Origin of the sequence: Synechococcus sp. CCAP 1479/10, assembly GCF_019038515.1 — a bacterium.
Taxonomy (GTDB): domain Bacteria; phylum Cyanobacteriota; class Cyanobacteriia; order PCC-6307; family Cyanobiaceae; genus Cyanobium.
Genome location: NZ_JAFKRJ010000007.1, coordinates 97,083 through 122,786, shown reverse-complemented (window position 1 = coordinate 122,786; position 25,704 = coordinate 97,083). Strand labels below are relative to the sequence as shown.

Sequence of the window (25,704 nt, the reverse complement as noted above, 5' to 3'; positions counted from 1 at the left end):
ACGTTCTCATGATCATTGCCTGCACGATCGACAACAACTACATCCGGCACTGCGCCGTGATGCTGAAGTCCCTGCAGCTCTCCAATCCAACAGAAAGCCTCAGTGTCTATATCCTCCACGGTGTCATCGATGCCGGGGAACGGGCACGGCTGGCGGCCTATCTCGGTGAGTTCCTTCCTTCGGTCTCCTTTCTGCAGCTGGATGAGCAGATGCTCGCGGGTTTTCCCGTCTTCGGCCACATCAGCCTGGCCACCTATTTCCGGCTGCTGCTGCCGGCGGCCCTTCCCCATGCGGTGGAGAAGGTCCTCTACCTGGATTCCGACCTGATCGTGGTCGACGCGCTGCGGGACCTCTGGGAGTCGCCCCTCGAGGGGAACAGCATCGGTGCGGTGGAGGAGCACAACCAGGACTTCGACCGCAACCGCCTCGGCCTGGCGGAAGGCTCCCTCGTCTTCAATGCCGGAGCGATGCTCATCGATCTGGGCCGCTGGCGCCGGGAAAACATCCTGGCCAACGGACTGGAGTTCGCCCGCACCCATCCCGAGCGGATCAAGCACTGGGACCAGGACGTGCTCAATTCCCTGCTCGAGGCCCGCTGGCGTCCCCTCGACTGGCGCTTCAATGCCCTGCCCCACCTCTGGATGCATCCGGAGTACACCGCTGCCGACACCCCCCTGGGCCGGCAGGCGGAACTGGCCCGGGCGAACCCCGCCGTGATCCACTTCGCGGGCTCGGGCGTGGCCAAGCCCTGGCACCATCGCTGCACCCACCCCTGGCGCCAGCGCTACCTGGAGATCCGCCAGCAGACCCCCTGGGGCCACCTGCCCCTGGAGGGCATCCCCAACCCCTCCCCGGGGGAGGGGTTCCGAAGCCTGCGCTCCCGGGTCAGGCGGGCCGGCAAGGCGATGCTCGGCAGGCTGGTCCCGCGCAACCGATGACCATCCAGATCGGTGACCACCGGCTCACCTGCATCGGCTACGCCGACAGCACCGAGGCGGATCTGCTGGGTCGCTTCCTGCGCCAGGGAAGCCGCGCCCTGGCCGAGACCCAGGGGGAGTACGCGCTGGTGATCGAGACCGACGCCGGGGACGTGACCGTGGTCACCTCGCCGGTGGGGGCCACGCATTACTACGTCCTCGAGCACGACGGCCGCCTCTTCCATGGCGACCGGGTCGCCGAGATCCTGCGCCGCAGTGGCCTGGCCTGGAGCTGGAACTGGCAGGCCCTCGGCGATCTCTGCCAGCTGGAGAACCTGACCGACAACCAGACCCTCCACCCGGCGATCCGCCGGGTGCCCCCCGGCAGCATCCTCCACTTCACCGATGGCAGGGTCTCCCTCCGCTCCGTCGCGGTTCTCGACCACATCCCGCCGGCCCCCGCCGACCCCGATGACGCCGTCGACGCACTCAACGCCTCGGTCCTGCGGCTGGCGGGAGACAACCCCTATCTGTCGCTTTCGGGCGGGTTCGATTCGCGGGTGATCCTGGCGTCGATGCTGCGCCAGGGCCTGCGTCCCCATCTGATCACGATGGGGCGGGAGGAGGCGACCGACGTCCAGGTGGCCCGCCGCATGGCCCAGCGCTTCGATCTGCCCCACCGGCTGATCAGCCTGGAGCTCGACGACGTCTTCGCCCACGCGCCCACCATCTCCAGCGTCACCAACGGCACCAAGACCGCCTGGCACTGGCACACCTTCCTCTATCCCCTCAAGGCCGAGATCCCCGCCGAGGCCACGTTCTTCGTCGGCACCCTGGGGGAATTCGCCCGTTCCTACTACTTCGACCGCGGCTGGCTGGGCCGCTTCGCCTCCCTGGCCCCCGACGTCGCCCTCGGCCGGTTCTGGAGGATGAAACTGAACCGGCACCCCAGTTTCTCCGCCGAGGAGCTGCAGCACCTGGCGCCGCCGCTGGCCGCCGAGCTGGTGGCCGAGGGTCGCGACAGGCGGGCCGCCCGCCTGGCGGGCTTATGCCGCGGTGGGTTCCTGGAAGGCCTGACCCGCTACTACTTCGAGCAGCGGGTGCCCAACTTCTACGCCAACGGCATCCGCATGTACCGGGCCTCCAGTGCCTGGCGCTCCCCGTTCCACGACCGCCGCTGGATCGAGGCGATCTGGAACCTCCCCGATGGCTGGAAGCTGGGCTCCAACTGGCACCGCCATGCCATCGCCCGCAACTGCCCCGAGCTGCTGACGTTTCCGGAGGAGAACGGCTTCGACCGGCGCCGCATGCTGCCCAAGGCCCCTCCCCTCTACTGGACGCCGCCGATGCGGCGGGCCCGCTACGTGAGCTACGACCTCAGCGCCGACTGGTACCGCGACCCGCGGATGCATGCGTTCCTGCTCGAACACGCCGGCCGGATCGACGATCTGGTCGATCCCGAGCTGATCGGGCGGATCCTGGAGGCCCACCGCAGCGGCACCGACCGGACCAGGACCCTGGCCTTCCTGCTCACCCTGATCGTCTGGAAGCAGGTGATCGCCCCATGAGGGTGCTGTTCGTCTCCCACATGGCCACCCGCAGTGGTGCCCCGCTGCTGCTGCTCTGGCTGCTGCGCTGGCTGATGGCGCAGAAGCGCGGCATCGAACCGGCGGTGGTGCTGCTCAGCGATGGCCCCCTGCGCCCCGATTTCGAAGCCCTGGCGCCCACCGAGGCCTGGAGCCGGCCGCTGTTCCAGCCCCTGCGCGAGCGCGTTGCCGCCCGGCTGGGGCGGGGAAGGGCCAGCAGTCCCGCCGAGCTGCTGGAGGCGGCGGTGCAGCGGTACCGGCCCGAGCTGATCTACCTGAACACCCTGGTGCTGGGCCAGCACCTCCGGGGCCTGGCCGCCGATCCGGCCCGCCCGGCCTGCCTCAGCCATGTCCATGAACTGGAAACCACCCTGGCCACCATGAGCAGCCCGGAGGCCGTGGCCCGCCAGCTGTCCATGTCCAGCGTCGTGGTGGCCTGCGCCGAAGGGGTGAGGCAATCCCTGCACACCCACCACGGCCTGCCCCTGCGGCGCTGCACCGTGATTCCGGGATTCCTGCCCTTCTCCGCCCCCGGGCAGGGCCAGCCCGGGCCGGAGCCGCTGCAGGCGGAGCCCGGCGGGGAGCCCGCACTGGAGCCCCTGGACGCCGCCCTGGCGGCGGGCACCTTCGTGTTCGGCTTCGCGGGCCAGGCGATCACCCGCAAGGGTTTCGACCTCTTCCCCCTGCTGGTCAAGGAATGTGAGCGGGTCTTCGCCGGCCAGCCCTTCCTGGCCGTCTGGCTCGGGGCCTCGCCAGGGCAGGAGCAAGTGCTGATGGCCCGGCGGGATCTGCAGCTGCTGGGACTCGAGCACCGGGTCCTGCTGCTGCCACCGAGGCCCTCGGCCATCGGCGTCATCGGCCGCTTCGCCGTCCATGGCCTGCTGTCGCGGGAGGACCCCTATCCCCTGGTGGCCCTTGAGGCCGCCGCCTCGGCCGTGCCGACCATCTGCTTCGAGGGCGGGGGCGGCATCGTCGACTTCGTGGCCGACGGCTGCGGGCTGGCCGTCCCCTACCTCGACCTGGCGGCCTTCGCCGCCGCCCTGCACCGGCTCAGCAACGACCCGGACAGCCGGCGCCGCCTGGGGGAGCGCAGCCGGGCCAGGGTGTGGCGGGAGTCCGGCATCGACGACGTGGCGCCCCGTCTGCTGGCCTGCATGGAACGGGCCGTCGCGGCCGGACCCCACCATGGCTGAGGTGCCCCTGCCCGAAACCCGTCCCCTCTACGGCTGGTCCGCAGACGCGGAGATTTCCGTGCCCGATCGGTTCCGCAGCGACCCGGACCGGCCGCTCTTCTCCATCGTCATCCCCACCCTCAACCAGGGGGCCTACATCGAGGACACCCTGCTCTCGATCCTCTGGCAGGGCTACGACAACGTCGAGATCATCGTCGTGGACGGTGGCAGCACCGACGACACCCCGGCGGTGCTGGAGCGCTACCGCCCCTGGATCTCGGTGCTGATCAGCGAGCCCGACCGGGGCCAGTCGGACGCGATCAACAAGGGGTTCCGCCGGGCCAGCGGTTCGATCCTGGCCTGGCTCAACTCCGACGATTTCTACCTGCCCGGTGCCTTCCACACCGTGCTGGCCTGCTTCGCCGCCCAGCCCGGCCGCCGCTGGGTGATCGGCAGCGGCGACATCATCAGCGCCGACCAGCAGTTCCTGCGCCATGTGCCGGGCCGGGAGGGATCCGAGGAGACCCTGCTGGCGATCGAGAATGGCTGCTTCCTGCTGCAGCAGAGCTGCTTCTGGAGCGCATCCCTCTGGCAGGAGGCCGGCGGGCAGGTGGACGAGTCCCTCAGCCTGCTGATGGACTACGACCTCTGGTGGCGCTTCTCGCAGCACTGCTCCGGCAGCGTCACCCAGGAGAAACTGGGGGCGATGCGTTACTACCCCACCGTGAAGACCCGGCGCCAGGGGGAACGTTTTCCGGCCGAACTGGCCACCATCTACGCCCGCTACGGCGCCAGCGCCTCACTCGATCGCCTGGTGCAGCGGCTGCTGGCCGAGAAGTCCGCCCTCGGCGAGCGGCTCTCGGCCCTGGAGCGCCAGCTGCCGGTGCGGCTGCTGCGCCGCCTGCGGCTCCTCCCCCGACCATGACCACCCCCGAACTCTTCGTCGGCATCACCAGCTGGAACAGCGAGCTGTTCCTGCCCCACTGCCTGGAGGCGCTCCAGAGCACCACCCGGGGCCTGGAGACCCACATCTGCGTGCTGGACAACGGCTCCACCGACCGCTCCGTGGCGATCGCCAGAGAGCGGGGGGCCGAGGTGGTGCAGCGCCGCTGCAGCCAGCCGGACGCGCTCAATGCCCTGCTGAACCGTTCCCGTTCGCCGTACACGCTGCTGTTGCATGCGGACGTGATCCTGCTGGCACCGGACTGGTTCCAGCTGTGCCGTTCGCGTTTCAGCGAGGGGGTGGCGCTGGTGTCACCGCAGGACATCGGCTGCGGACCGCTCACCCGCCCCTTCGGTGCCGGCATGCCGGAGAGCTCCTTCCTGCTGATGCACACCCAGCGGTTCCGCCGCTGCCGGCGCCTCCACTGGCGGCGCAAGGGGCGGTTCCCGCGGCCGCGCTACGAGGTGGACTTCCAGGGCCCCCACATCACCCACCACCTGCCGAAGGAACTGAAGCAGCGCCGGCTCAGCTGGGTGCCCATGGACGTCTATGTGTCCAACCGGGCCAGCGAGCCGCTGTTCACGCCGGCCTCCCCACCGGCGATCTGGAGCGACGAGCTGGCCTACCTGCGCTACGGGCTCGGCAACTTCTACGGGCTCGACGGCACGATCACCCATTACCACAACTGGTACGACCGGATCGCCGCCCGGGAGAAGACCGAAACGGCGCCGAACCCCTCGCGCAAGGATTTCCCGGTGGACTTCATCCGCTCCTATACCCACCGGCTGCTGGAGGACTACAGCGCCGGCAGGCTGGAGCTGCCCACCGACCTCAGCACCACCCGCACCCCCAGGGCGCTTTAGCCCATCGTTTCCTCCATGACCGGTCCCTCGTCGCCACGGCCGATCGCCGCCCACTTCCTGCTGGTGCCGGAGCTGCTGCACTCGCCCCCCAACGAGGCGATCATCTCCGCCCTGCTGGAGAACGGCTACGACGTCCATGTCTTCGCCCCCGGGCCCTGCGGCAGCACCGCCCCCTACGGCGAACGGGTCAGCACGCACCCGGTGGCCTATTCGATGCGCTGGCTGCTCAGCCAGGCCTGGCGGCCGCGCTGGCGCCGCTACTCCTGCTTCTCGGGCACCACCGAGGATCCGATCGCCGTGGTGGGCGTGCTGGCCCGCCTGCACCGCCGTCCCTCCTTCGTCCTGGGGGACGAGATCCGCGCCGGCAGCTACCGGGGCCCCCGCTCGGAACGCTGGAAAGGGCTCTGCCTGCAGGCCTACCGGCGGGCGCGCTTCACCATCGTCAACGACACCCACCGGGTGGATCTGGTGCGCGACTATGCCGGCCTGCCGCCGGCCCAGCCCGTTCTGGTCTACCCCGGCTGTTTCCGGCAGCCCCCACAGCGGGATCAGGTGCTGCGCCGGGAGCTTCGCCAGCGCTGGGGCCTGCCATCGGATGCCCTCACCCTGGCCATCTCCGGGGGCTTCAACCTCACCGCCGGCGCCGACTGGCTGCTCGACGCCCTGCATGAGGATCCGGCGCTCTGCGCCGTGGTCCAGCCCCTGGGGGTGGACCCCCTGGCGCTCTACCTGCTGCGGCGCCTGAGCCTGGGGGGCCGGCTCCACATCGAGACCGGCCGGCTCTCCTGGCAGGAGGCCTGGCGATCGGCCGTGGGCTACGACATCGGCCTGGCCGTCTACACCAATCCGGCGCCCCAGTTCCAGGCCATGGGCGTGAGCTCGAACCGGCTCTGCATGTACCTGGCCATGGGGGTGCCGGTGATCTGCAGCCGCCAGCCCAGCTTCCAGTTCGTCGAGGACTTCGGCTGCGGGGTGATGGTCGACGACGGCGCCGGCTTCCTGGCGGCGGCCCACCACCTGGGGGCCGATCTGGACGCCCGGCGGGAGGACTGCGCCCGCTGCTTCCGCGACCACATCCGCCCCCAGGAGCGCTACCGCGCCCTGGTGGAGGCGATCGGCGCCCTGGGGCGCCCCTGAGGGAGCACCCACCACCGCCGCCATGAACCGCTCCTCCCTCAACCTGCGCCTCTACCTCGCCGCCCGCGCCGTGGTCCACGGCAGCCGCCGCCGCATCCCGAGGGTCCTGCTGCCGCCGCGGCGGCCCCTCGCCGACCGCTTCAGCTTCGCAATCACCACCTTCGAGGCCCGCTACGAGACCTACTTCCGTCCCCTCTACCGCTCCCTGCGGCGCAGCTTTCCCGAGGTGCCGATCCTGGTGGTCGTCAACGGCCACGGTGATGGGGCCAGCCAGAGCCGCTACCTGGAGCGGCTGTGCCGCGAGCTGGCCGACGGCGAGCCGCCCCATCGCCGCTTCCTGCTGCATGAGCGGGTGGTGGGGCTCTGCCAGATGTGGAACGAGCTGCTCCAGGCCAGCCCCACCGCCACCACCCTGGTGCTCAACGACGATCTGCGCATCGACCCCTACCTGCGACGCTGGGCCGAAGCGATGGACTGGGAGTCGGTGGACCTCAGCCTGCTGAACAACACCTGGTCCCACTTCGCCATCGCCCGCCGCTGCTGGGAGAAGATCGGCGCCTTCGACCAGAGCTTCAGCGGCATCGGCTTCGAGGACATGGACTACACCGCCCGGGCTTCGCTGGCGGGGGTGCGGATCGGGGGTGTGGCCTGTCCCTATCTGCACCATGCGAACGACCAGCCCGCCACCACCTCCTTCGACGGCCAGTCGGAGCGCGTCTGGGGCAAGTACACCTCCGCCAACCAGGAGGTGTTCGTCCGCAAGTGGGAACGCTGCCCGGAGCCGGAGGGGACCTACATCCGCCAGCTCGGCCACCACGTGCGGCCCGTCGCCCCCCTGCCGCACCTGTCCGTGCCACCCCTGAACGCGGGCGGGCCTGGGATCGTGCACCTGGATCGGACGCCATGAGGGTGCTGGTGCTCGCCCCCTCCGCCTACCTGCTCGGCGGTGTCCAGGACTGGCTGGCGAACCTGGTGCCGGGCCTGCGGGAGGAAGGGCTGGAGGTGACCGTGGCGGTGCCCGACGGGGACCATCACCGCCATGGCCCCTACGCCCGGGCCTATCCGGCCCTGGCGGCCGAGCCGATCGCCAACCCCAGCGGCAGCGCCGAAGGCCGGATCCACGCCATCGCCACCCTGCTCGGACGGCTCAACCCGGAGCTCGTGCTCGGCGTCAACCTGGTCGACCTCTATCCCGCGGCCCAGCGGGCCCGGCGCCAGGGCCGGTTCCACGGACGGGTGGTGATGACCCTGCATGCGCTGCAGGCGGACTACTTCAGCGACCTGCGCGTTCACGGCGCCGGCATCGACGCGGTGATCGCCACCAACCGCCTGGCCTGCCGGCTGGCGAGCGGGCGGAGCGGGATGGATCCGACCCGGGTGCTCTACGCCCCCTACGGCGTGCCGGTGCCGGCCTGGCAGCTCCCCGGCGGCGATCCGGCCACTACCCTGCGGCTGGCCTGGGTGGGGCGGCTGGAGCAGCCCCAGAAGCGGGTCCACGATCTGCCGCCGTTGCTGGAGGCGCTGCAGGCCAGGGGCATCGACGTCCAGCTCAGCATCGCCGGTGACGGCAGGGAGCGTCCGGCCCTGGAGGCCTCCCTGGCCCCCTGGATCGCACGCGGCCGCGTGCGGATGCTCGGCCATGTCGACCAGGGCCGGCTGGCGGCGGAGATCTACGGCCATCACCATGCCCTGGTGATCACCTCCTCCTGGGAGACGGGCCCGATCGTGGCCTGGCAGGCCATGGCCAGTGGCATGGCGGTGGTGAGCAGCCGCTACGTGGGAGCGGGCCTGGAGGGGGCCCTGGTGCACGACGCCACGGCCCTGCTGTTCCCCTGCGGGGATACGGACGCCGCGGCCGGCGAACTGGCGCGGCTGCGGGATCCGCACCTGCTGGAGCGGCTGTCCAGGTCCGGTCACGCCCTGGTGGCGGGGCGCTACAGCGGGGCGGCCTCGCTGGCCGCGTGGCGGCACGCCCTCGACCAGGTGATGGAACTGGCCCCCCTGCCGGACGCCCCCTCCGAGCCGGCGCCGGCCCCCGCCGGACGGCTGGACCGCTGGCTGGGCCGCAGGCGGGGCGAGGGGCTGCGCCGGCTGCTGGGGCTCCGCTTCCGCCACGGCAGCGCCGGCAGCGAATGGCCCCATTCGGGCGGCGCAGGCGCCGGCAGTGCCGCAGGCGGGGCGGTGGCGGCCGAGGACCTGCTGGAGGATCTGCTGACGGAAGCGGCCCGCCTCGACGACCCCGGTGCGTCCCATGGCTGAAGCGGCGCGGCCCACCCGGCGGGAGCGGCTGGGGGTGTGGCTGATGGACCGGCTCCGCTACGAGGGACTGCTGCGCCGCCCGGCACCGGCCCAGCTCCGGATCGCCAACCGCCGCGAGCGGCTGGAGGCCGCCCCCGACGGAGGGGGGCAGGCCTGCCTGTGGCGCTACACCTCCCGCCTGCATGCGCCGGCCATCCAGCCGGAGCTGGGCCGACGCCTGCTGCGCCGCTGCCTGGCGGCGGCGCCGATCCGGCGCCGCACCAGCCCCGGCTGGGCCGATGGGCCGCCGGAGCTGAGCGTGCTGATCGGCCACCGGGGCAGCGAGCGGCTGCCCCTGCTGCTGGCCACCCTCGAATCCCTCGCCGCCCAGGAGGACGTGCGGCTCGAATGCCTGGTGATCGAGCAGGACAGCGAGCCCCGCATCGCCGACCGACTTCCGCCCTGGGTGCGCCACGTCCATGGGCCCCTGCCGGACCCGGCCGCCCCCTACAACCGCTCCCACACCTTCAACCTCGGCGCCCGCGAGGCCCGGGCCCCGGTGCTGCTCCTGCACGACAACGACATGCTCGTGCCCACCGGCTACGCCCGCCGCCTGCTGGAGCGGATCGCCCGCGGCTACGCGGTGGTGAACCCGAAGCGGTTCGTCTTCTACCTCGACGAGGCCCACAGCGCGGCGGTGCTGGCCGGCTCGGGCGCCTATGACGCCAGGCCGGCGGAGGCGATCGTGCAGAACCTGGAGGCCGGCGGCTCGATGGCGATCACCGCCGAGGCCTATGCCGCCATCGGCGGCATGGATGAGGGCTTCGTCGGCTGGGGGGGCGAGGACAACGAGTTCTGGGACCGCTGCCTCACCCGGCCCACCTGGATCTGGGGCTACGAGCCGATCGTGCACCTCTGGCACCGCGGCCAGCCCCTCAAGCACCAGCGGGACAACCCCAACCTGGAGCGGGCCCGGGCCGTGATGCGGCGCCCCGCCCTCGAGCGCATCGCCGCCCTGCGGCCCTCCCCGGTGAGCGGCCTGGTCAGCACGATCATCCCGGTGCACAACCGCGCCGTCCTGCTGCGCGAAGCGGTGGCCAGCGTGCTCGAGCAGGACCACCGGCCGATCGAGGTCGTCATCGTCGACGACGGCTCCAGCGACGACACTGCCGCGGTGGCCGATGGCCTGGCCGCCGCCCATCCGGACCTCATCCGGGTGATCCACCAGCCCAACGGCGGGCCCGGCGCCGCCCGCCAGCGGGGCCTGGACCACAGCCGCGGTGAATTCGTCCAGTACCTCGACAGCGACGACCTGCTGCTGCCCGGCAAGTTCAGCGCCCAGGTGGGGGCCCTGCAGCGCTCTCCTGGGGCCGGGATCGCCTACGGCCCCAGCCTGGAGGAGGACCATTCCCGGCGGCCCGTCGAACGGCGCGGCCCGATGCGGGCCACCGGCCAGCACCTGGAGCGGCTGTTCCCCCGGCTGCTGCTGGAGCGCTGGTGGACCACCAGCTGTCCCCTCTACCAGCGCGACCTGCTCGACCGCATCGGCCCCTGGCAGCCCTGGATCAACGAGGAGGACTGGGAGTACGACGGCCGGGCCGGTGCGACCGGAACGCCCCTGGTGTGGGTGCCGGGCGAGGTGTCGGTGCGGCGGATCCACATGGGCGACGACCACCTCAGCGACCGGGGCCACCTCGACCCCCGCAAGCTGGCGGACCGGGCCCGGGCCCAGGAATCGCTGCTGCGCAGCGCCCTGGCCGCCGGCGTCGACCCCGACGGCCCCGAGATGGCCCGCTTCTGCCGCTCCGCCTTCCTGCTCAGCCGCCAGTGCGGCGCCGCCGGCGCCGAGCACGCCTCCCGCCGACTGTTCCAGCTGGCCCGGCGCCACGGAGCCCGCCGGCCGCGACGGCAGCTGGAATTCCTGCTCTACGGGTTGCTGGCCACGGCCCTGGGCTGGGGCCGGGCGGCCCGGCTGAGCATGGGAGTCCGGACACGGCTGCGGCCAGGACCCCGCCCAGGGGGGAACATGACCTGAGGTGATGCAGGAGCCTGTGGAGCACGAATCCGGCACGGCCCCGCTGGTGTCGGTGGTGATGGGGGTTCGCAACGGCGGGGCCAGCCTCGCCGCGACCCTCGATTCGCTCACCGGCCAGGCGGGGGTGAGCCTGGAGGTGGTGGTCGTCAACGACGGCTCCAGCGACGACACCGGCGCCCTGCTGGCGGCGCGGGCCGCCGCCGACCCGCGGCTGCGGGTGCTGGAGCGGCCGGGCCGCGGCCTGACCCGCTCCCTGATCGAGGGCTGCCAGGTGGCCTGCGGGGTCTTCATCGCCCGCCAGGACGCCGGTGACATCTCCCTGCCGGGCCGGCTGCTGCGGCAGGTGCGCTGCCTCGAGCAGAACCCGGAAGCCAGCCTCTGCTCCACCCATGTGCGGCTGGTGGTGCCGGAAGGGGCCACGGTCCGCGTGAACGCGCCGGATCCCGGGGAGCTGGCCGATGGGCTGACCGGGCCGGCCATCCACGGCTCGGTGATGATGCGGCGCAGCGCCTATGAGCGTGCCGGAGGCTATCGGCCGATGTTCTATTTCGCCCAGGACATCGATCTCTGGAGCCGCATGGTGGAGCTCGGCGGTCACCTGGTGGTGCCGGAGGTGCTCTACGAGGCCACCCTCTCCCCCGGCTCGATCAGCGGCTCCCGGCGCCGGGAGCAGGAGGCCTTCCATGCCCTGATCGTGGCGGCCACCCGGGCCCGCCGCAGCGGGCAGCCGGAGGCGCCCGTCCTGGAGGAGGCCGAGGCCCTGAGCGAACGCTGCCGGGGCCTGCGGGCCCAACCACGCCGGCAGGCCGATGGGGCCTACTTCATCGGCGCCTGCCTCAGCCGCGAGCGCCCGGACCTGGCCCGTCAGTACCTGCGCCAGGCCCTGGCCCTCAACCCCTGGCACCTCAAGGCCAGGCTCAAGCTGGCCGCCTTGCCATGACCCTCAGCGTCGCGATTCCCACCTTCGGCCGCGATCAGGTGCTGATCGACAGCGTCGCCGCCCTGCTGGCGCTGGATCCACCTCCGTTCGAGCTGCTCGTCGTCGACCAGACGCCCCGCCACGACCCGGACAGCGAAGCGCGGCTGGGCGCCTGGCAGGCGGAGGGACGGATCAAGTGGCTGCGCTTGCCGACTCCCTCGATCACCGGCGCCATGAACGTGGCCCTGCAGGAGGCCCGCGGCGATCGGGTGCTGTTCCTCGACGACGACATCCTGCCGGACCCGGAGCTGCTCAACGCCCACGAACGGGCCGGTGCCGCTGACCCCGACGCCATGCTGGCCGGGCGGGTGCTGCAGCCCTGGCACCGGGGCGAGAGCGACCCGGAGGAGGGGCCGTTCCTGTTCAACAGCCTGCGGCCCCGCTCCGTGGAGGAATTCATGGGGGGCAACGTGGCCATCCCCCGCCAGCTGGCCCTGGAACTGGGGGGATTCGACCAGAACTTCGTGCGGGTGGCCTACCGCTTCGAGGCTGAATTCGCCTTCCGCTGGCGCCAGGCCGGCCATCCGATCCAGTACGTGCCAGGTGCCCTGATCCACCACCTCCGGGCCGAGCGGGGCGGCACCCGCAGCTACGGCAAGCACCTCACCACCGTCAAGCCCGACCATGCCGTGGGGCGCTACTACTTCCAGCTGCGCACCCAGCCCCTGCCGGCGGCCCTGGGGGCCTGCCTGGGCGGTTGGCTGGGGTCGGTGCGCAGCCGCCACCACCTGCGCCATCCCTGGTGGATCCCCCCCACCCTCATCGCCGAAGGGCGCGGCCTGCTCTGGGCCCTGCGCCTGCAGCGCAAGGGGCCGGCCCTGCTGCCCAGCCGCCGGCGGCGGCTGCTGATCGCCGGCAGCCACCCGGTGCAGTACCAGACGCCCCTGTTCCAGGCCCTCGCCGCCGACCCCGGCGTGGCCACGGACGTGCTCTACCTCACCCTTCCGGACGCCCGCACCCAGGGCCTGGGGTTCGGCGTCTCCTTCGAGTGGGACGTGCCGCTGCTGGAGGGCTACCCCTGGCACCGCGCCGCCAGTGGCCGGGGACGCGGGATCACCTCCGGCTACCGGGGCGTCTGGCTGACCCGGCCCCTGGGGGAACTGGGCTTCGGCCCGGCCCGGCAGCGACCCGATGCCCTGCTGCTGACCGGCTGGCACTTCCTGGGCATGGTGCAGCTGTTCATCGCCGCCCGGCTGCAGGGCCTGCCGGTGCTGCTGCGGATGGACTCCAATGCCTTCCGTCCCAGGCCCTGGCCCCTGAACCTCACCTACTGGATCCTGTTCCGCGGGGTGTCGGTGGGCCTTCCCGTGGGCACGGCCAATGCCCGCTGGTACCGCCAGTTCGGTGTGCCCCAGAGCCGGCTGGTGCCCTCGCCCCACTTCATCGACAACGGCTACTTCGGCGAGCGGGCCGCAGCCCTGCGCCCCCGCCGGGATGAGCTGCGCCAGGACTGGGCCATCCCCAGGGAGACCTTCTGTTTTCTGTTCGCCGGCAAGCTCCAGCCCAAGAAACGTCCGCTCGACCTGCTCGAAGCGCTGCGGCAACTGGTGATGGAGCCCCTGTCCCATCCGGTGCATCTGTTGATCGTGGGCACCGGCCCCCTGGAGGAGGCCTGCAGGGACCTGGCCAGCCGGCACGCCCTGCCGGTGAGCTTCGCCGGCTTCCTGAACCAGTCGGGGATGCCCTCGGCCTATGCGGTGGCCGACGCCCTGGTGCTGCCCTCCGACCACGGCGAGACCTGGGGGCTGGTGGTGAACGAGGCCATGGCCTGCGGGCTGCCGGCGATCGTGAGCGACCAGGTGGGCTGTGCCGAGGATCTGGTCTTCGAGGGCCGCACGGGCCTGGTGAGCCCCGTCGGCCAGCCGGCGGCCCTGGCCGCGGCCATGGGGCGGATGGCGGCCGATCCGGCCGCCGCCGCCCGGATGGGGGAGACGGCGCGGGAGCTCGTCAACAGCCACTTCAGTGTGGAGACGGCCGCCGACGGGATCTTGGCGGGGCTGGCCCTGCTGGAGCGCCCCTGAGATGCCCAGGGCCCTGATCCTCTCCCTCCAGCCGCCCGGGGGCGGCGGCGTCCAGGCCCGCCGCTACGCCAAGCTCCTGCCCCATCTGCCGGCGGCCGGCTGGGAGTTCCACGTCGTCGGCCCCGACCCCCGACTCGATGCCGTCACCCCGGAGCCCTTCCCCGGCCAGGAGCGCTTCTGCCACTACAGCCGGCGGGTGTCCCGCTCCCAGCGCTGCGCCATCCGCAGGAACCGGCGCCGGCCCGGCACCCCGCTCCGCCTCTGGTTCGGCCTGCGCCAGCTGATCCACCGGTGGCTGGAGCGGCTGGGTCACCACGACCCCCAGACCCATGCCCTCGAGGGCCTCAGGGCCACCGCCCTGGAGACGGCGGCGCGCCTCCCCTGCGATGTGGTGGCCGGCATCTGCCCGGATTTCCGTGTGCTCGAGGTGGCTCTCGAGGTGGCCGGGCGGCTCGGCAGACCCTTCATCGCCATCTACGACGATCCCTTCGGCCACCGGGAGAAGGGCCACTTCCATCCGGCCCACCCCGAGCGCCAGCGGGCCGTGCTGGCCGCCGCCGCGGGGGCCGTGTTCGCCTCACCCCTCACCCTGGAGCGCTACCGGGAGCAGGGGCTGCTGGGCGCCACGCCGGCCCGGTTCCTCCCCGACTGCTTCGAACCCGGCGAAGCTCCGCCGGCTGCCCCTCCAGACCCCGCGACCCTGACGCTGTTCCACCCCGGCAACCTGGGGCCCTGGCGGCCGATCGAGCCGCTGCTCGAGGCGGCGCGGCGCTGGCGGCCCGAGGAGCAAGGTGGGCTCCAGATCCAGCTCTACGGCTATCTCTACGAAGCGGCGCGCGCGGCCATCCGCAGCGACCCCCGCCTGCGCCAGATCGTGCAGGTCCATGCCGCGGTGAGCAACGAGCGCTCCCACCAGCTGGCGGAGGCGGCCGATGGCCTGCTGGTGCTGATCGGCCCCCGCCACAACGACAACCTGCCCTCCAAGTTCTTCGAATACCTGCCCCACGCCACGCCGGTGCTGGTGGCCGGACCGGCGGGCAACCCGCTGCAGGGGATCGTCGAGGACCTGGAGAAGGGGATCTACTGCGACATCGAGAGCAGCGCGGCCATCCTCGACGCCCTGGTGGAGCTGCGGCGCCGGGTCGGCTGGTTCCGGGAGCGCCATCGCCACAACCGTGAGGCCATCGCCGCCTATGCCGCCCCGGCGGTGGCCGCGGCCTGGGGGGCGGCCTTCGACGGCTTCCTGGCGGCTCGGCCGGCGCCATGAAGGTTCTGCATGTCATCCCCTCGATCAGCCCGCTGCGGGGCGGCCCCAGCCGGGCCGTGATCGAGATGGTGGCGGCCCTGCGGCTCCGGGAGGTGGACGCCGCCATCCTCACCACCAACGACCATGGCCCCGGGCTGCACCCCGATCTGGTCACCGGCCGCTGGCAGCACCACCAGGGGGTGCCGGTGCTGGCCTTTCCCCGCTGGAGTCCGCCGGTGGCCGCCCTGCGGGAGTTCGCCGTCAGTCCCGGTCTCAGCCTCTGGCTGGCCCGCCACCTGAAGGACTACGACCTGCTCCACGTCCATGCCCTGTTCTCCTACCCGTCCACCAGTGCCATGGCCCAGGCCCGCTGGGCCGGCGTTCCCTACATCCTGCGCAGCATCGGCCAGCTGAGCCCGTGGAGCCTGGCCCAGAGCCGCGGCCGCAAACGTCTGATGCTGCGCCTGATCGAACACCGCAACCTGCAGCGGGCGGCCGCCCTGCACTTCACCACCGGCGCCGAACGGGATGAGGCCGCCGCCCTCGGCCTGGCTCCCCCCACCCTGGTGCTGCCCCTGGGGGTGCGTGGCCCCGAACCAGGGGCCGCGGCGGCGGCCGGCCGGGACGGCGCCGCACCGGTCCGGTTCCTGTTCCTGTCGCGGCTGCACCCCAAGAAGCGGCTGGAGAACCTGCTGGACGCCCTGGCCCTGCTGCAGCGGCGCCAGCCCGACGCCCCGTGGGAGCTGGCCATCGCCGGCGACGGCGAGCCGCGGTACGTCGCCGGCCTGCAGGAGCGCAGCCGTCGGCTGGGCCTCGAAACCCGCTGCCGCTGGCTGGGGTTCGTGGAGGGGGAGGCCAAGTGGCGGGCGCTGCAGGCGGCTGACTGGTACGTGCTGCCGTCGGCGGCGGAGAACTTCGGCATCGCCGCCGTGGAGGCCCTGGCCGCCGGCACCCCGGTGATCCTGTCCCCGGAGGTGGCCGTGGCCGCCGATGTGGACCGCTGCGGTGCCGGCCTGGTCTGCGGCAGCGACCCCGAAGCCCTCGCCCAGGCCCTGGCCACCGCCCTGGTGCGGCCGTCCCTGTCAATGCGGGCGTCCGCCCTTAACCTGGCTCAGATGGAATTTTCCTGGAGCACGATCGCCCTTCAGCTGCGTGACGCTTACCGCCAGGTGCTGACCTCTTCCGCCGGCCGATGACCATCCTGCTGCTGATCGTGCTCTTCGGCGCCCTGGCCGCCGTGCTGCTCGACGGCGACTGGCGGGCCGGCCTGATGGTCACCCTGCTGATCGGCTTCGTGCAGGATCCCCTGCGCAAGATCACCCCGGACCAGCCCGGCTGGATGGTCGGCCTCGTGCTGATCGGCTTTGCCCTGTGCGGCGTGGTGCTGCTCGAGCGGGCCGGTCGCTTCAATCTGCGGGCGATGTTCTGGACCGTGCCGCAGTTCGACGCCTGGGTGACCGTCTACTTCACCCTGATCGCCCTGCAGAGCCTCAACAGCTTCGCCCGCTTCTCCGACATCCGCCTCACCGCCATCGGGGCCGCCTTCTTCCTGGCCCCGGCCTTCGGTCTCTGGGTGGGCTTCCAGGTGGGCTGCTCCCTGCCGTTCCTCAAGCGCCTGCTGACGCTCTACCTGATCGGGTCGACGGTGATGGCCTTCACCGTCTATCTCAGCTTCCAGGGGGTCGACCATCCCACCCTCCAGGAGGTGGGTGAGGGCCTGCTGATCACGTTCCGCCACGGCTTCTCCGCCCAGGGGGCCTCCGGCTTCTGGCGCACCAGTGAGATCGCCTCCTGGCAGCTGTCGGCGGCGGCCTGCATCGCCGCGTCGATGGGCATCGCCAGCCAGAAATCCACCAACCAGTTCGGGCTGCTGCTGCTGGCCGCGGGCTTCGCCTTCCTGACGATCCTCACCGGCCGACGCAAGGCCCAGGTGCTGATCCTGGCCTTCGTGGCCATCTATCTGCTGCTCTTCAGCCGCCGGGCCAGCCCCGCCTCCAAGGAGCGGGTCATCACCAGTGTGCTCGGGGTTGCCGGGATCGCCTATCCCCTCTATGCCTTCATCCTCTCGGAGAATCTCGGCGAGAACTTCGGCGAGTACACCAACCGCTCCCTGACCATCCAGCAGGACCTGGTCGAGCGCTTCGATTCCCAGGGCATCGGCGCCACCCTGAGGGCCATCGAGATCTCCGACGGCATCGGCATGGGGGTGGGTGCCGGGGCCAGCACCGGCGGCCTGATCAGGAATGCCGCCCGCGATGCCATCCAGAGCGTGGGCTTCGTCTCCGAAGGGGGCGGCGGCCGCCTCATCCTCGAACTCGGCATCCCGGGCATCGTGGTGCTCGGGGTGATCTTCGTGCTGCTGGCCCTGGTGCTGCTGCGCAACTTCCGTCTGCTGAAGCAGCTGCCCCAGTCCACCTCCGCCCTGCTGATGGGGCTGATGTCCTTCGCCCTGGCCAACGTGCCGGCGTTCTTCTCGGCGGCCCAGCTCTACGGCGACCCCTTCGTGCTCATCCTGATGAGCCTTTGCCTGGGTTCCTTCCTGGCCATCCCCACCCTGGTGTCCCAGCAGCAGGAGCAATGGGCCCTGTGGCAGGAGCAGCAGCGCCAGCGGCAGATCTTCCTGGAGCAGCACTCCCAGCCCCAGGCATGAGTCTGTCCGAGCCCCCTGCCGCGCTCCTCACCGCCCTGATCCTCACCCACAACGAAGAGGCCAACATCGGCCGCACCCTCGACCATCTGGGCTGGCTGGATTCCATCCTGGTGATCGACAGCGGCAGCAGCGACGCGACCCTCACGATCCTCGCCGGCCATGGGTCCGTCCGGGTGCTGCACCGGCCGTTCGACAGCTTCGCCGATCAGTGCAACTTCGGCCTCGACCAGATCAGCTCCCCCTGGGTGCTGAGCCTGGATGCGGACTACCTGATCCCGCCGCCGCTGGCCGCCGAAATCCAGGCGGTGATCAGGGATCCGGCCGCCACCGCGATGGCCGGCTATGCCATCCCGTTCCGCTACTGCATCGGCGGCCGGCCCCTGCGCAGCGGCATGCTGCCCCCGCGCACCAGCCTCTATCGCCGTGGCCTGGGCCGCTACCGCAACGACGGCCACGGCCACCGGATCGTCCTGTCGGGACCCGTTGGACGGCTGCGGCAGCCGATCTTCCACGACGACCGCAAGCCCCTGCAGCGCTGGCTGGCCTCCCAGGGCTCCTACCTGGCGATCGAGGCGGCCAAGCTGCGGACCACCCCCTGGCGCCAGCTGTCGGTGGCGGATCGGCTGCGGAAGCACACCCCCCTGGCCCCCTTCGCGGCCCTGCTGTTCTGCCTGGTCTGGAAGGGGGGGGTGCTGGAGGGCTGGCGCGGCTGGGCCTACGCCCAGCAGCGCATGTATGCCGAACTGCTGCTCCATCTGATGCTCCTGGAGGGCCGCTGCAGCCTCTCGACTCCCCCTTGAATGCCCACAGGACCCTGCAGGATCTGGAGGTTGCCCTAAGGTCCGCCCTGACCGCCGGTCTGCCCGCTTCGAGTCACCCGTCGATTCCCCCGTCTCGCTCTTCTCGATGCCCTCGATCCTGATCACCGGCGGCGCCGGTTTCATCGGCGTCAACGCCGCCCAGCACTTCGCTTCCCTGGGGTGGGAGGTGGCGATCCTCGACAACCTCTCCCGCCGGGGCACCGAGGACAACCTTCGCTGGCTGCTCGATCAGCATCCCGCCATCGCCTTCCACCGGGTCGACATCCGCCAGGCGGACGCCCTCGCCGAGGTGGTGGCCGCCGTCCGGCCCTCCATGTTGCTGCACCTGGCGGCCCAGGTGGCGGTGACCACCTCCTACACCAACCCCCGGGAGGATTTCGAGATCAACGCCCTGGGCACGTTCAACGTGATGGAGGCCGTGCGGCTCCATTCGCCCGAGAGTTTCGTGCTCTATGCCTCCACCAACAAGGTCTACGGCGGCATGGAATCGGTGCCGGTGGAGATGACCCCCCACGGCTATCGCTTCCGCGATCTCCCCTCCGGCGTGCCGGAAACCCAGCCCCTGGATTTCCACTCCCCCTACGGCTGCTCCAAGGGGGTCGCCGACCAGTACACGATCGACTACGCCCGCATCTACGACCTGCACACCTGCGCCTTCCGCCAGTCCTGCATCTACGGCACCCGCCAGTTCGGCATCGAGGACCAGGGCTGGGTGGCCTGGTTCAGCATCGCCGCCCTGCTGGAGCGGCCGATCACCCTCTACGGCGACGGCTGGCAGACCCGGGACGTGCTCGATGTGCGCGACCTGGCCCGGGCCTACGAAGCCGCGTGGCACAGCCGCGACCGCATCAGCGGCCAGGCCTTCAACATCGGCGGCGGCCCCGTCAACACCCTCTGCCTGCGGGATCTGCTGCGCTTCCTGGAGGAGGAGCTGGCCATCACGCTCTCGCCCCTCAGCGGCCAGTCCCGGCCGGGCGACCAGCCGGTGTTCATCTGTGACGTCAGCAAGGCCGCCGAGCAGCTGGGCTGGACGCCGGAGATCAGCGTCGATGCCGGCGTGCGCCACCTGATCCGCTGGGTCCGCGACAACCGCGATCTGTTCGGCTGGCTCAGGCAATGAGGCGGCCCCGGGCCCTGGTCAGCACCATCGAACCGGTGGACGGCGGCGTGCCCGCCATGACCACCGCGGTCACCCGGATGCTCGAGGACCTCGACATCGAGCCCGTCTTCGCCTGGTATGCCCCCTGGAGCACCCATCCGCGTCTGTCGGTGCCGCTGCATGCGGTCCCCAGCGGCCGAAAGCCAGGCCAGATGCAGCGCCGCGTCTACGGCGACCATGAGGGCCATGGCCTGGGGGCCTGGCTGCCGGAGCTGGAGTTCACCCACTACCTGCCGCGGCGGGCCTGGCGGGAGCTGGTGGCCGGCTGCGACCTGCACCTTTCGGTGACGGGGAATCCCCTCTGCGCCACCCCCTTCGCCCGCCTGGGGATTCCCTTCCTGGCCTGGGTGGCCACCCCCTGGAAGGAGGATCGCGTCGACCGCGTCAGGGGCTTCTCCCGGCCCCGACGGCTGCTCGACCGGATGCTCAACGGACCGGTGCTGCAGCGGCTGGAGCGCCAGGTGCTGCGGGCCCCCCGCGGGCGGATCCTGGCGTTGAGCGGCTACACGGCCAGGGCCCTGGAGGCGCTGGCCCACCGCCCCATGGACGGCGTGATGCGGATGCCGGTCAATCCCGCTGTCTTCCGTCCCGCCCCCGAACGGCTGGTGCCCTGGCGCGTCGGCTTCGCCGGGCGCTACGGCGATCCCCGCAAGCACATCACCCTGCTGCTGGAGGCCGTGGCCCGCCTCGTCGCCGCCGGCCACCCCGTCGAACTCGTACTGGCCGGCGAACAGGACGTCGATCGCCTGCGCGGCCCCCTGGTGGCGATGGGACTGGCCGAGCGGGTGCGCTGCCTCCCCTCTCTGGGCCCCGCCGCCCTGGCGGAGCTGCTGCAGACCCTGGATGTGTTCGTGATCCCCTCCCACCAGGAAGGGCTGTGCATCGCGGCCCTGGAGGCGATGGCCTGCGGCGTTCCGGTCGTCAGCACCCGCTGCGGCGGCCCGGAGGACTACGTGATCGACGACCGCACCGGCCAGCTGGTGGCCAGTGATCCCGCCGCCATGGCGGCGGCGATCGCGGCGATCGGCGCCGACCGGGACCGGCGCAAACGCCTCTCCACCGGCGCGCTCACGTGGGTGCGGGAGCAGGCGAGCCCCCAGGCGGCCCGGCGCACCTTCCTCGCCCACCTGGAGGCGATCGCCCCCCCCGGCCGGATCCCCTTCCTGCGGGAGGCCTAGGGCCGATGTGCGGCATCGCGGGCCAGCTGGGCAGGGACCCGGGCGACTTCGCCGCCCGGGTCGGCCCGCGTCTCGCCCACCGGGGCCCGGATGATGCCGGCGTCTGGCAGGACGCCGGGGCCTGCCTGGTGCACCGGCGCCTGGCGATCCTGGATCTCTCGCCTTTGGGCCACCAGCCGATGGCCTCCGCCTGCGGCCGCTGGCAGCTGGTGTTCAACGGCGAGATCTACAACCATGCCGAGCTGCGCCGCCGGCTCGAGGCGGAGGGGCAGCGCTTCCGGGGCAGCGGCGACACGGAGGTGCTGCTGGCCTGGCTGGTCAGCCGGGGCTTGGACGGGCTGGGGGCGCTGCGGGGCATGTTCGCCTTCTGCCTCTACGACACCCGGGAGCGCAGCGCCCTGCTCGCCCGCGATCCCCACGGCATCAAGCCCCTCTATCTGCGCAGCGGCCCGGGGGGCAGCCTCGCCTTCGCCTCGGAGCTGCGGGCCCTGCTGGCCGCCGACGGCCAGCCGCCCAACCTGAACCGCCAGGCCCTGGGGCGCTACCTGGCCACCGGATCGGTGAGCGAGCCCGACACCCTGGTGGCGGGGGTGGAGCGCCTTCCCTGCGGCCACGCCGCCACCTGGCGCCAGGGTCGGCTGACGGTGCAGCCCTGGGGGGCCCTGCCGGAGAGCCTTGTGGGCGCCACCGGCGCCGGCGCCATGACGGCGGCCGAGGCGGTGGCCCTCACCCGCTCGGCCCTCGAGGATTCGGTGGCGGCCCACATGGTCAGCGATGTGCCGGTGGGGCTGTTCCTCAGCGCCGGGCTCGATTCCGCCTCCCTGCTGGCGCTCGCCCCCCGGGGCCTGCACACCTTCACGATCGGCTTCGCGACCCCGGGCGCCGGCGGCTTCGATGAATCCGGGCCGGCGGCCCGCATCGCCGCCCACTTCGGCGCCCATCACACGCCCCTGAACCTCACGGCCGACCAGGCCCGCCAGTGGCTGCCGGCCTTCCTGGCCAGCCAGGACCAGCCCTCCATCGACGGGTACAACACCTGGTGCGTGGCCCGGCTGGCGACGGAGCACGGGCTGAAGGTGGCCCTCTCCGGGCTCGGCGGGGATGAGCTGTTCGGTGGCTACCCCAGCTTCCGGATGGTGCCGAAACTGCGGCGCTGGCGGAGCCTGATCGGCCCCGCCGGGCCGCCGGCGGCATGGCTGCTGCAGCGGCTGCCCCAGGGGCGTGGCGCCCGGCTGCAGCGGATCAGCGGACTCCTGGAAGCGCCCGCCTCCCTGGCGGAGGCCTACGGCTGCTTCCGGGGGCTGTTCTCCCCCGCCGAAACCCAGCGTCTGCTGGCGCACTGGGGGCTCCGTCCCGAGCCCGCTGCCGCGGTGCCGACGGCGGGTCGCGGCGGGATCGGGAACAGCCTTGGCGACGGCGGCGTTGCGCCGGGGGGCCGCGAGGGGGTCGCCTGGCTGGAGGGCAGCCGCTACCTGCGCAACCAGCTGCTGCCGGACAGCGACGTGATGGCGATGGCCGCCGGGCTGGAGCTGCGCCTGCCCCTGGTGGATGCCCAGCTGCAGCGCCGGCTGGCCCCGATCCCCGCCGCCCTGCGGCTGGCGGAGGGCAAACAGCTGCTGGCCCGCAGCGTGCCGGAACTGCCCGACTGGTTCCTGAACCGCCCCAAGCAGGGGTTCCGCTTCCCGTTCCAGCTGTGGCTGGACGACCCGGCCTCGCCCCTGGCCCTGCGGCTGCCCTCGACACCCCGGGGGATCGATCTGGCGCCCTGGTACCGGCGCTGGAGCCTGATGGTGCTCCAGCACTGGCTGGAGGTGCACCTCGGCCTCAGCCTCTCGCCGGCTCCCCGCCCGTGAGCCGGTTCCCGGCGTGGCCGGAGGCGATGGCCGGGATGGCTCCGGAAAGGTCGCCTAGAATCCCGCCGCCGGCGGACCTCGTCTCCGCGGTGTCATCCGCTGCCCATCTCCATCCTTTGATCCGGTCCATCCCTTGATCCGGCCGTCCGACCGGGGATGTCGAGGCCGACCGGGTGGTGGGAACCATCGGGACGGCCCCAGCGCCTCTGGCCCGGACAGGGTTCCGCCCACCCCCCATTGCGGGACCGCTCCCCTCCAGACCGTCCTCCACCCGCCATCCGGTTCCGCAGCTCCATGACGCTCATCCTGGGCATCAATGCCTTCCACGCCGATGCGGCCGCCGCCCTGGTGCGGGATGGGGTGATCGTCGCCGCCGCCGAGGAGGAGCGCTTCCGCCGCATCAAGCACTGGGCCGGGTTCCCATCGGAGGCCATCGCCTGGTGCCTGGCCGATGCCGGCGTGGGCCCCGCCGACCTCGACCACGTCGCCATCAATTCCCAGCCGGGGGCCCACCGCTGGCGAAAGGTGGCCTACACCCTGGGGCACCGTCCCGATCCCCGCTTCCTGGTCGCCCGCTGGCGCAACAAGCGGGAACGGGCCGATCTGGGCCAGCAGCTGGCCCAGGCCTTCCCCGGGGCGGCGATCAGGGCCCAGCTGCACTTCGTGGAGCACCACCGGGCCCACCTGGCCTCGGCCTTCTTCGCCTCCCCCTTCGAGGAGGCGGCGGTGATCTCGGTGGACGGCTTCGGTGACTTCGCCAGCGGTGCCTGGGGGTATGGCCAGGGGAACCAGCTCAGCCTCGATGGCCAGATCTGGTTCCCCCATTCCCTGGGCGCCTTCTACACGGCCATCACCCAGTACCTGGGCTTCCCCAACTACGGCGACGAATACAAGGTGATGGGACTGGCGCCCTACGGCCAGCCCACCCGGATGGAGGCGATGCGCCGCATCGTGCGGCTGCAGGACGACGGCACCTACCGCCTGGATCTGCGCTACTTCCTCCATGCCACCCAGAAGCTGCCGCACCAATGGAGCAACGGCGCCCCGGTGGTGGGCAGCCACTGGAGTCCGGAGCTGGAAGCCCTGCTCGGCCCCGCCCGCCGCGCGGATCAGCCGCTGGAGCAGCACCACATGGACATCGCCCGCTCGGCCCAGGCGATGTATGAGGAGGCCTTCTTCCACCTGCTCCGGGCCCTGCACCGAAACCACCCCAGCGACCAGCTCTGCATCGCCGGGGGCTGCGGCGCCAACTCGGTGGCCAACGGCAAGGTGACCCTGGCCACCCCCTTCCGGCGCGTCTACGTCCAGGCGGCCGCCGGCGATGCGGGGGGAGCCCTCGGCGCCGCCCTTGAGGTCTGGCACGGCCTGGGCCAGCCCCGTTCCACGCCGATGCGCCATGCCTACCTGGGCAGTCAGCCGGCCCCCGGTGAAGTGGAGGAACTGCTGGCCAGAGCGGACACCCGCACAGCCCTGGAGCAGGCCGGATGCAGCCTGGAGCGGCCGGAGGAGGGGGTCCTGTGCGAGCAGGTGGCGGCGGCGATCGCCGAGGGGCTGGTGATCGGCTGGTTCGACGGCCGCATGGAGTGGGGACCCAGGGCGCTGGGCCACCGCTCGATCCTCGGGGACCCGCGCCGCGCCGACATGAAGGACATCCTCAACCTGAAGATCAAGCGCCGGGAATCGTTCCGCCCCTTCGCCCCTTCGGTGCTGGCCGAGGCGGTGGGCGAGTGGTTCAGCCTCGACGGGGAGGTCCCTTTCATGATGCAGGTGTACCCGATCCGCGAGGAGCAGCGCCCCCGCATCCCGGCCGTCACCCACGTGGACGGCAGCGGCCGGCTCCAGACCGTCAATGCCGCCGACAACGGCCGCTACTACCGCCTGATCCGAGCCTTCGCCGACCTCACGGGCGTACCGATGGTGCTCAACACCTCGTTCAACGAGAACGAACCGATCGTCTGCACCCCCACCCAGGCCCTCGACTGCTTCCTGCGCACCCGCATGGACCTGCTCGTGCTCGGCGACGTGCTGATCCGCCGGCAGGGGTGAGCGCCACACCGCCACCAGGCGCCGCCACCGGGCTCAGCCTGATCGTTCCCACCCTCGATTCCCACCAGCTGCTGCCGCGGCTGGTGAACTCCCTGCAGCGCCAGAGCTGGCCCCACTGGAAGGTGCTGTTCATCGACGGGCCCAGCGGAGCGGAGCACCGGGCCTGGCTGGAGGCCCTCTGCCACCGGGACCACCGCTTCCGCTGGCAACCCCAGGATCCGTCGCTCCCCGGCATCTTCGGGGCCATGAACCAGGGCTTCCGGGAAGCGCCCCCGGAGGACTGGCTGCTGTTCTGGGGCAGTGACGACTGGGCGCCCTCCCGCACCGTGCTCGAGGAGGCCATGGAGGCGACGCAGCGGGGGCCCCGCGGGGGGCAGCCGCCGGATCTGGTGGTCTGCAGCGGCCGCTATGCGGGCAAGGGGCCGGACGGGGCCACCCGGCTGGGACGGCGCACCGCCTTCTCCAGCTGCAGGGCCTTCCGCCTCAGCCTGTTCCTGGGGTCCACCCCTCCCCACCAGGCCACCCTGATCGGCCCCGGGGCCCGGCAGCGCCTCGACCATTACGCCGAACCCTTCCGGCTCTCCGCCGACCTCGACTACTTCCTGCGCCTCAGCACCAGCCGGGACCTGTCGGCCAGGGGCCTGGATCTGGAACTGGTCCACATGGGGGAAGCGGGGGCCAGCGGCCAGCAGACCGGCCGGCGGCTTCAGGAGGTCACCCTGGCCTATCGCCGGTCCTTCGGGTGGCTCTGGGGGCTCCCCTTCGGCCTGCGCTACTTCCGGCGCCTCTGGAGTCGCCGGCCCGGGGCCGGGCAGGGGCCGAGACCCCCCAGACGGGACCGATAAGCTTGGCCAGGCCTG

Annotated in this window: 20 protein-coding genes; all 20 read left to right on the top strand. The window is 71.9% G+C overall.

Annotation, left to right across the window (positions count from 1 at the left end; all coding sequences use genetic code 11):
* The first annotated feature begins 8 nt into the window (after nucleotides 1-8).
* The 20 genes from KUG39_RS03685 to KUG39_RS03590 all read left to right on the top strand — a co-directional run bounded on the left by KUG39_RS03685 (nucleotide 9) and on the right by KUG39_RS03590 (nucleotide 25,689).
* Nucleotides 9-938, top strand: a complete 930-nt coding sequence (locus KUG39_RS03685; RefSeq protein ID WP_190611106.1) for a glycosyltransferase family 8 protein — start codon at nucleotides 9-11, stop codon at nucleotides 936-938.
* The gene (locus KUG39_RS03680) at nucleotides 935-2,485 is read left to right on the top strand and encodes an asparagine synthase-related protein (RefSeq protein ID WP_216913046.1); all 1,551 of its coding nucleotides are present in this window, start codon (nucleotides 935-937) and stop codon (nucleotides 2,483-2,485) included. The genes KUG39_RS03685 and KUG39_RS03680 overlap by 4 nt, the downstream gene beginning before the upstream one ends.
* A complete protein-coding gene (locus tag KUG39_RS03675; RefSeq protein ID WP_216913045.1) occupies nucleotides 2,482-3,696 on the top strand; it encodes a glycosyltransferase family 4 protein in 1,215 nt (404 codons plus the stop codon). The genes KUG39_RS03680 and KUG39_RS03675 overlap by 4 nt, the downstream gene beginning before the upstream one ends.
* Nucleotides 3,689-4,600 carry a glycosyltransferase family 2 protein gene (locus tag KUG39_RS03670; RefSeq protein WP_216913044.1) on the top strand — a complete coding sequence of 304 codons (912 nt, stop codon included), beginning with the start codon at nucleotides 3,689-3,691 and terminating at the stop codon, nucleotides 4,598-4,600. The genes KUG39_RS03675 and KUG39_RS03670 overlap by 8 nt, the downstream gene beginning before the upstream one ends.
* Complete coding sequence (locus KUG39_RS03665; protein WP_216913043.1) at nucleotides 4,597-5,481, top strand: glycosyltransferase family A protein; 885 nt, start codon at nucleotides 4,597-4,599, stop codon at nucleotides 5,479-5,481. The genes KUG39_RS03670 and KUG39_RS03665 overlap by 4 nt, the downstream gene beginning before the upstream one ends.
* A gap of 15 nt (nucleotides 5,482-5,496) precedes the next feature.
* Entirely contained in the window at nucleotides 5,497-6,618 is a 1,122-nt protein-coding gene (locus tag KUG39_RS03660; protein ID WP_216913042.1) for a glycosyltransferase family protein, read from the top strand.
* A gap of 22 nt (nucleotides 6,619-6,640) precedes the next feature.
* The gene (locus KUG39_RS03655) at nucleotides 6,641-7,525 is read left to right on the top strand and encodes a glycosyltransferase family 2 protein (protein WP_216913041.1); all 885 of its coding nucleotides are present in this window, start codon (nucleotides 6,641-6,643) and stop codon (nucleotides 7,523-7,525) included.
* Entirely contained in the window at nucleotides 7,522-8,877 is a 1,356-nt protein-coding gene (locus tag KUG39_RS03650; RefSeq protein ID WP_216913040.1) for a glycosyltransferase family 4 protein, read from the top strand. Before KUG39_RS03655 ends, KUG39_RS03650 begins: the two co-directional genes overlap by 4 nt.
* Nucleotides 8,870-10,891 carry a glycosyltransferase family 2 protein gene (locus KUG39_RS03645; RefSeq protein ID WP_216913038.1) on the top strand — a complete coding sequence of 674 codons (2,022 nt, stop codon included), beginning with the start codon at nucleotides 8,870-8,872 and terminating at the stop codon, nucleotides 10,889-10,891. Before KUG39_RS03650 ends, KUG39_RS03645 begins: the two co-directional genes overlap by 8 nt.
* A gap of 4 nt (nucleotides 10,892-10,895) precedes the next feature.
* The gene (locus KUG39_RS03640) at nucleotides 10,896-11,831 is read left to right on the top strand and encodes a glycosyltransferase family 2 protein (RefSeq protein WP_216913036.1); all 936 of its coding nucleotides are present in this window, start codon (nucleotides 10,896-10,898) and stop codon (nucleotides 11,829-11,831) included.
* Entirely contained in the window at nucleotides 11,828-13,891 is a 2,064-nt protein-coding gene (locus tag KUG39_RS03635; RefSeq protein WP_216913034.1) for a glycosyltransferase, read from the top strand. Before KUG39_RS03640 ends, KUG39_RS03635 begins: the two co-directional genes overlap by 4 nt.
* A gap of 1 nt (nucleotide 13,892) precedes the next feature.
* A complete protein-coding gene (locus KUG39_RS03630; protein ID WP_216913033.1) occupies nucleotides 13,893-15,158 on the top strand; it encodes a glycosyltransferase family protein in 1,266 nt (421 codons plus the stop codon).
* Nucleotides 15,155-16,333, top strand: coding sequence for a glycosyltransferase (locus KUG39_RS03625; protein ID WP_216913032.1), 1,179 nt, complete (start codon nucleotides 15,155-15,157; stop codon nucleotides 16,331-16,333). Before KUG39_RS03630 ends, KUG39_RS03625 begins: the two co-directional genes overlap by 4 nt.
* A complete protein-coding gene (locus KUG39_RS03620; RefSeq protein ID WP_216913031.1) occupies nucleotides 16,330-17,787 on the top strand; it encodes a hypothetical protein in 1,458 nt (485 codons plus the stop codon). The genes KUG39_RS03625 and KUG39_RS03620 overlap by 4 nt, the downstream gene beginning before the upstream one ends.
* Complete coding sequence (locus KUG39_RS03615; RefSeq protein WP_190611088.1) at nucleotides 17,784-18,587, top strand: glycosyltransferase family 2 protein; 804 nt, start codon at nucleotides 17,784-17,786, stop codon at nucleotides 18,585-18,587. Before KUG39_RS03620 ends, KUG39_RS03615 begins: the two co-directional genes overlap by 4 nt.
* A 106-nt stretch (nucleotides 18,588-18,693) precedes the next feature.
* Nucleotides 18,694-19,728, top strand: coding sequence for a GDP-mannose 4,6-dehydratase (locus KUG39_RS03610; protein WP_094585482.1), 1,035 nt, complete (start codon nucleotides 18,694-18,696; stop codon nucleotides 19,726-19,728).
* Nucleotides 19,725-20,945, top strand: coding sequence for a glycosyltransferase family 4 protein (locus tag KUG39_RS03605; protein WP_216913017.1), 1,221 nt, complete (start codon nucleotides 19,725-19,727; stop codon nucleotides 20,943-20,945). The genes KUG39_RS03610 and KUG39_RS03605 overlap by 4 nt, the downstream gene beginning before the upstream one ends.
* A 5-nt stretch (nucleotides 20,946-20,950) precedes the next feature.
* A complete protein-coding gene (asnB, locus tag KUG39_RS03600; RefSeq protein ID WP_216913015.1) occupies nucleotides 20,951-22,798 on the top strand; it encodes an asparagine synthase (glutamine-hydrolyzing) in 1,848 nt (615 codons plus the stop codon).
* A 294-nt stretch (nucleotides 22,799-23,092) separates the two neighbouring features.
* Nucleotides 23,093-24,844 (top strand): carbamoyltransferase family protein, encoded by a 1,752-nt coding sequence (locus tag KUG39_RS03595; RefSeq protein WP_216913013.1) that lies wholly within the window; start codon nucleotides 23,093-23,095, stop codon nucleotides 24,842-24,844.
* Nucleotides 24,841-25,689 carry a glycosyltransferase family 2 protein gene (locus KUG39_RS03590; RefSeq protein ID WP_216913011.1) on the top strand — a complete coding sequence of 283 codons (849 nt, stop codon included), beginning with the start codon at nucleotides 24,841-24,843 and terminating at the stop codon, nucleotides 25,687-25,689. Before KUG39_RS03595 ends, KUG39_RS03590 begins: the two co-directional genes overlap by 4 nt.
* Nucleotides 25,690-25,704 lie beyond the last annotated feature (15 nt).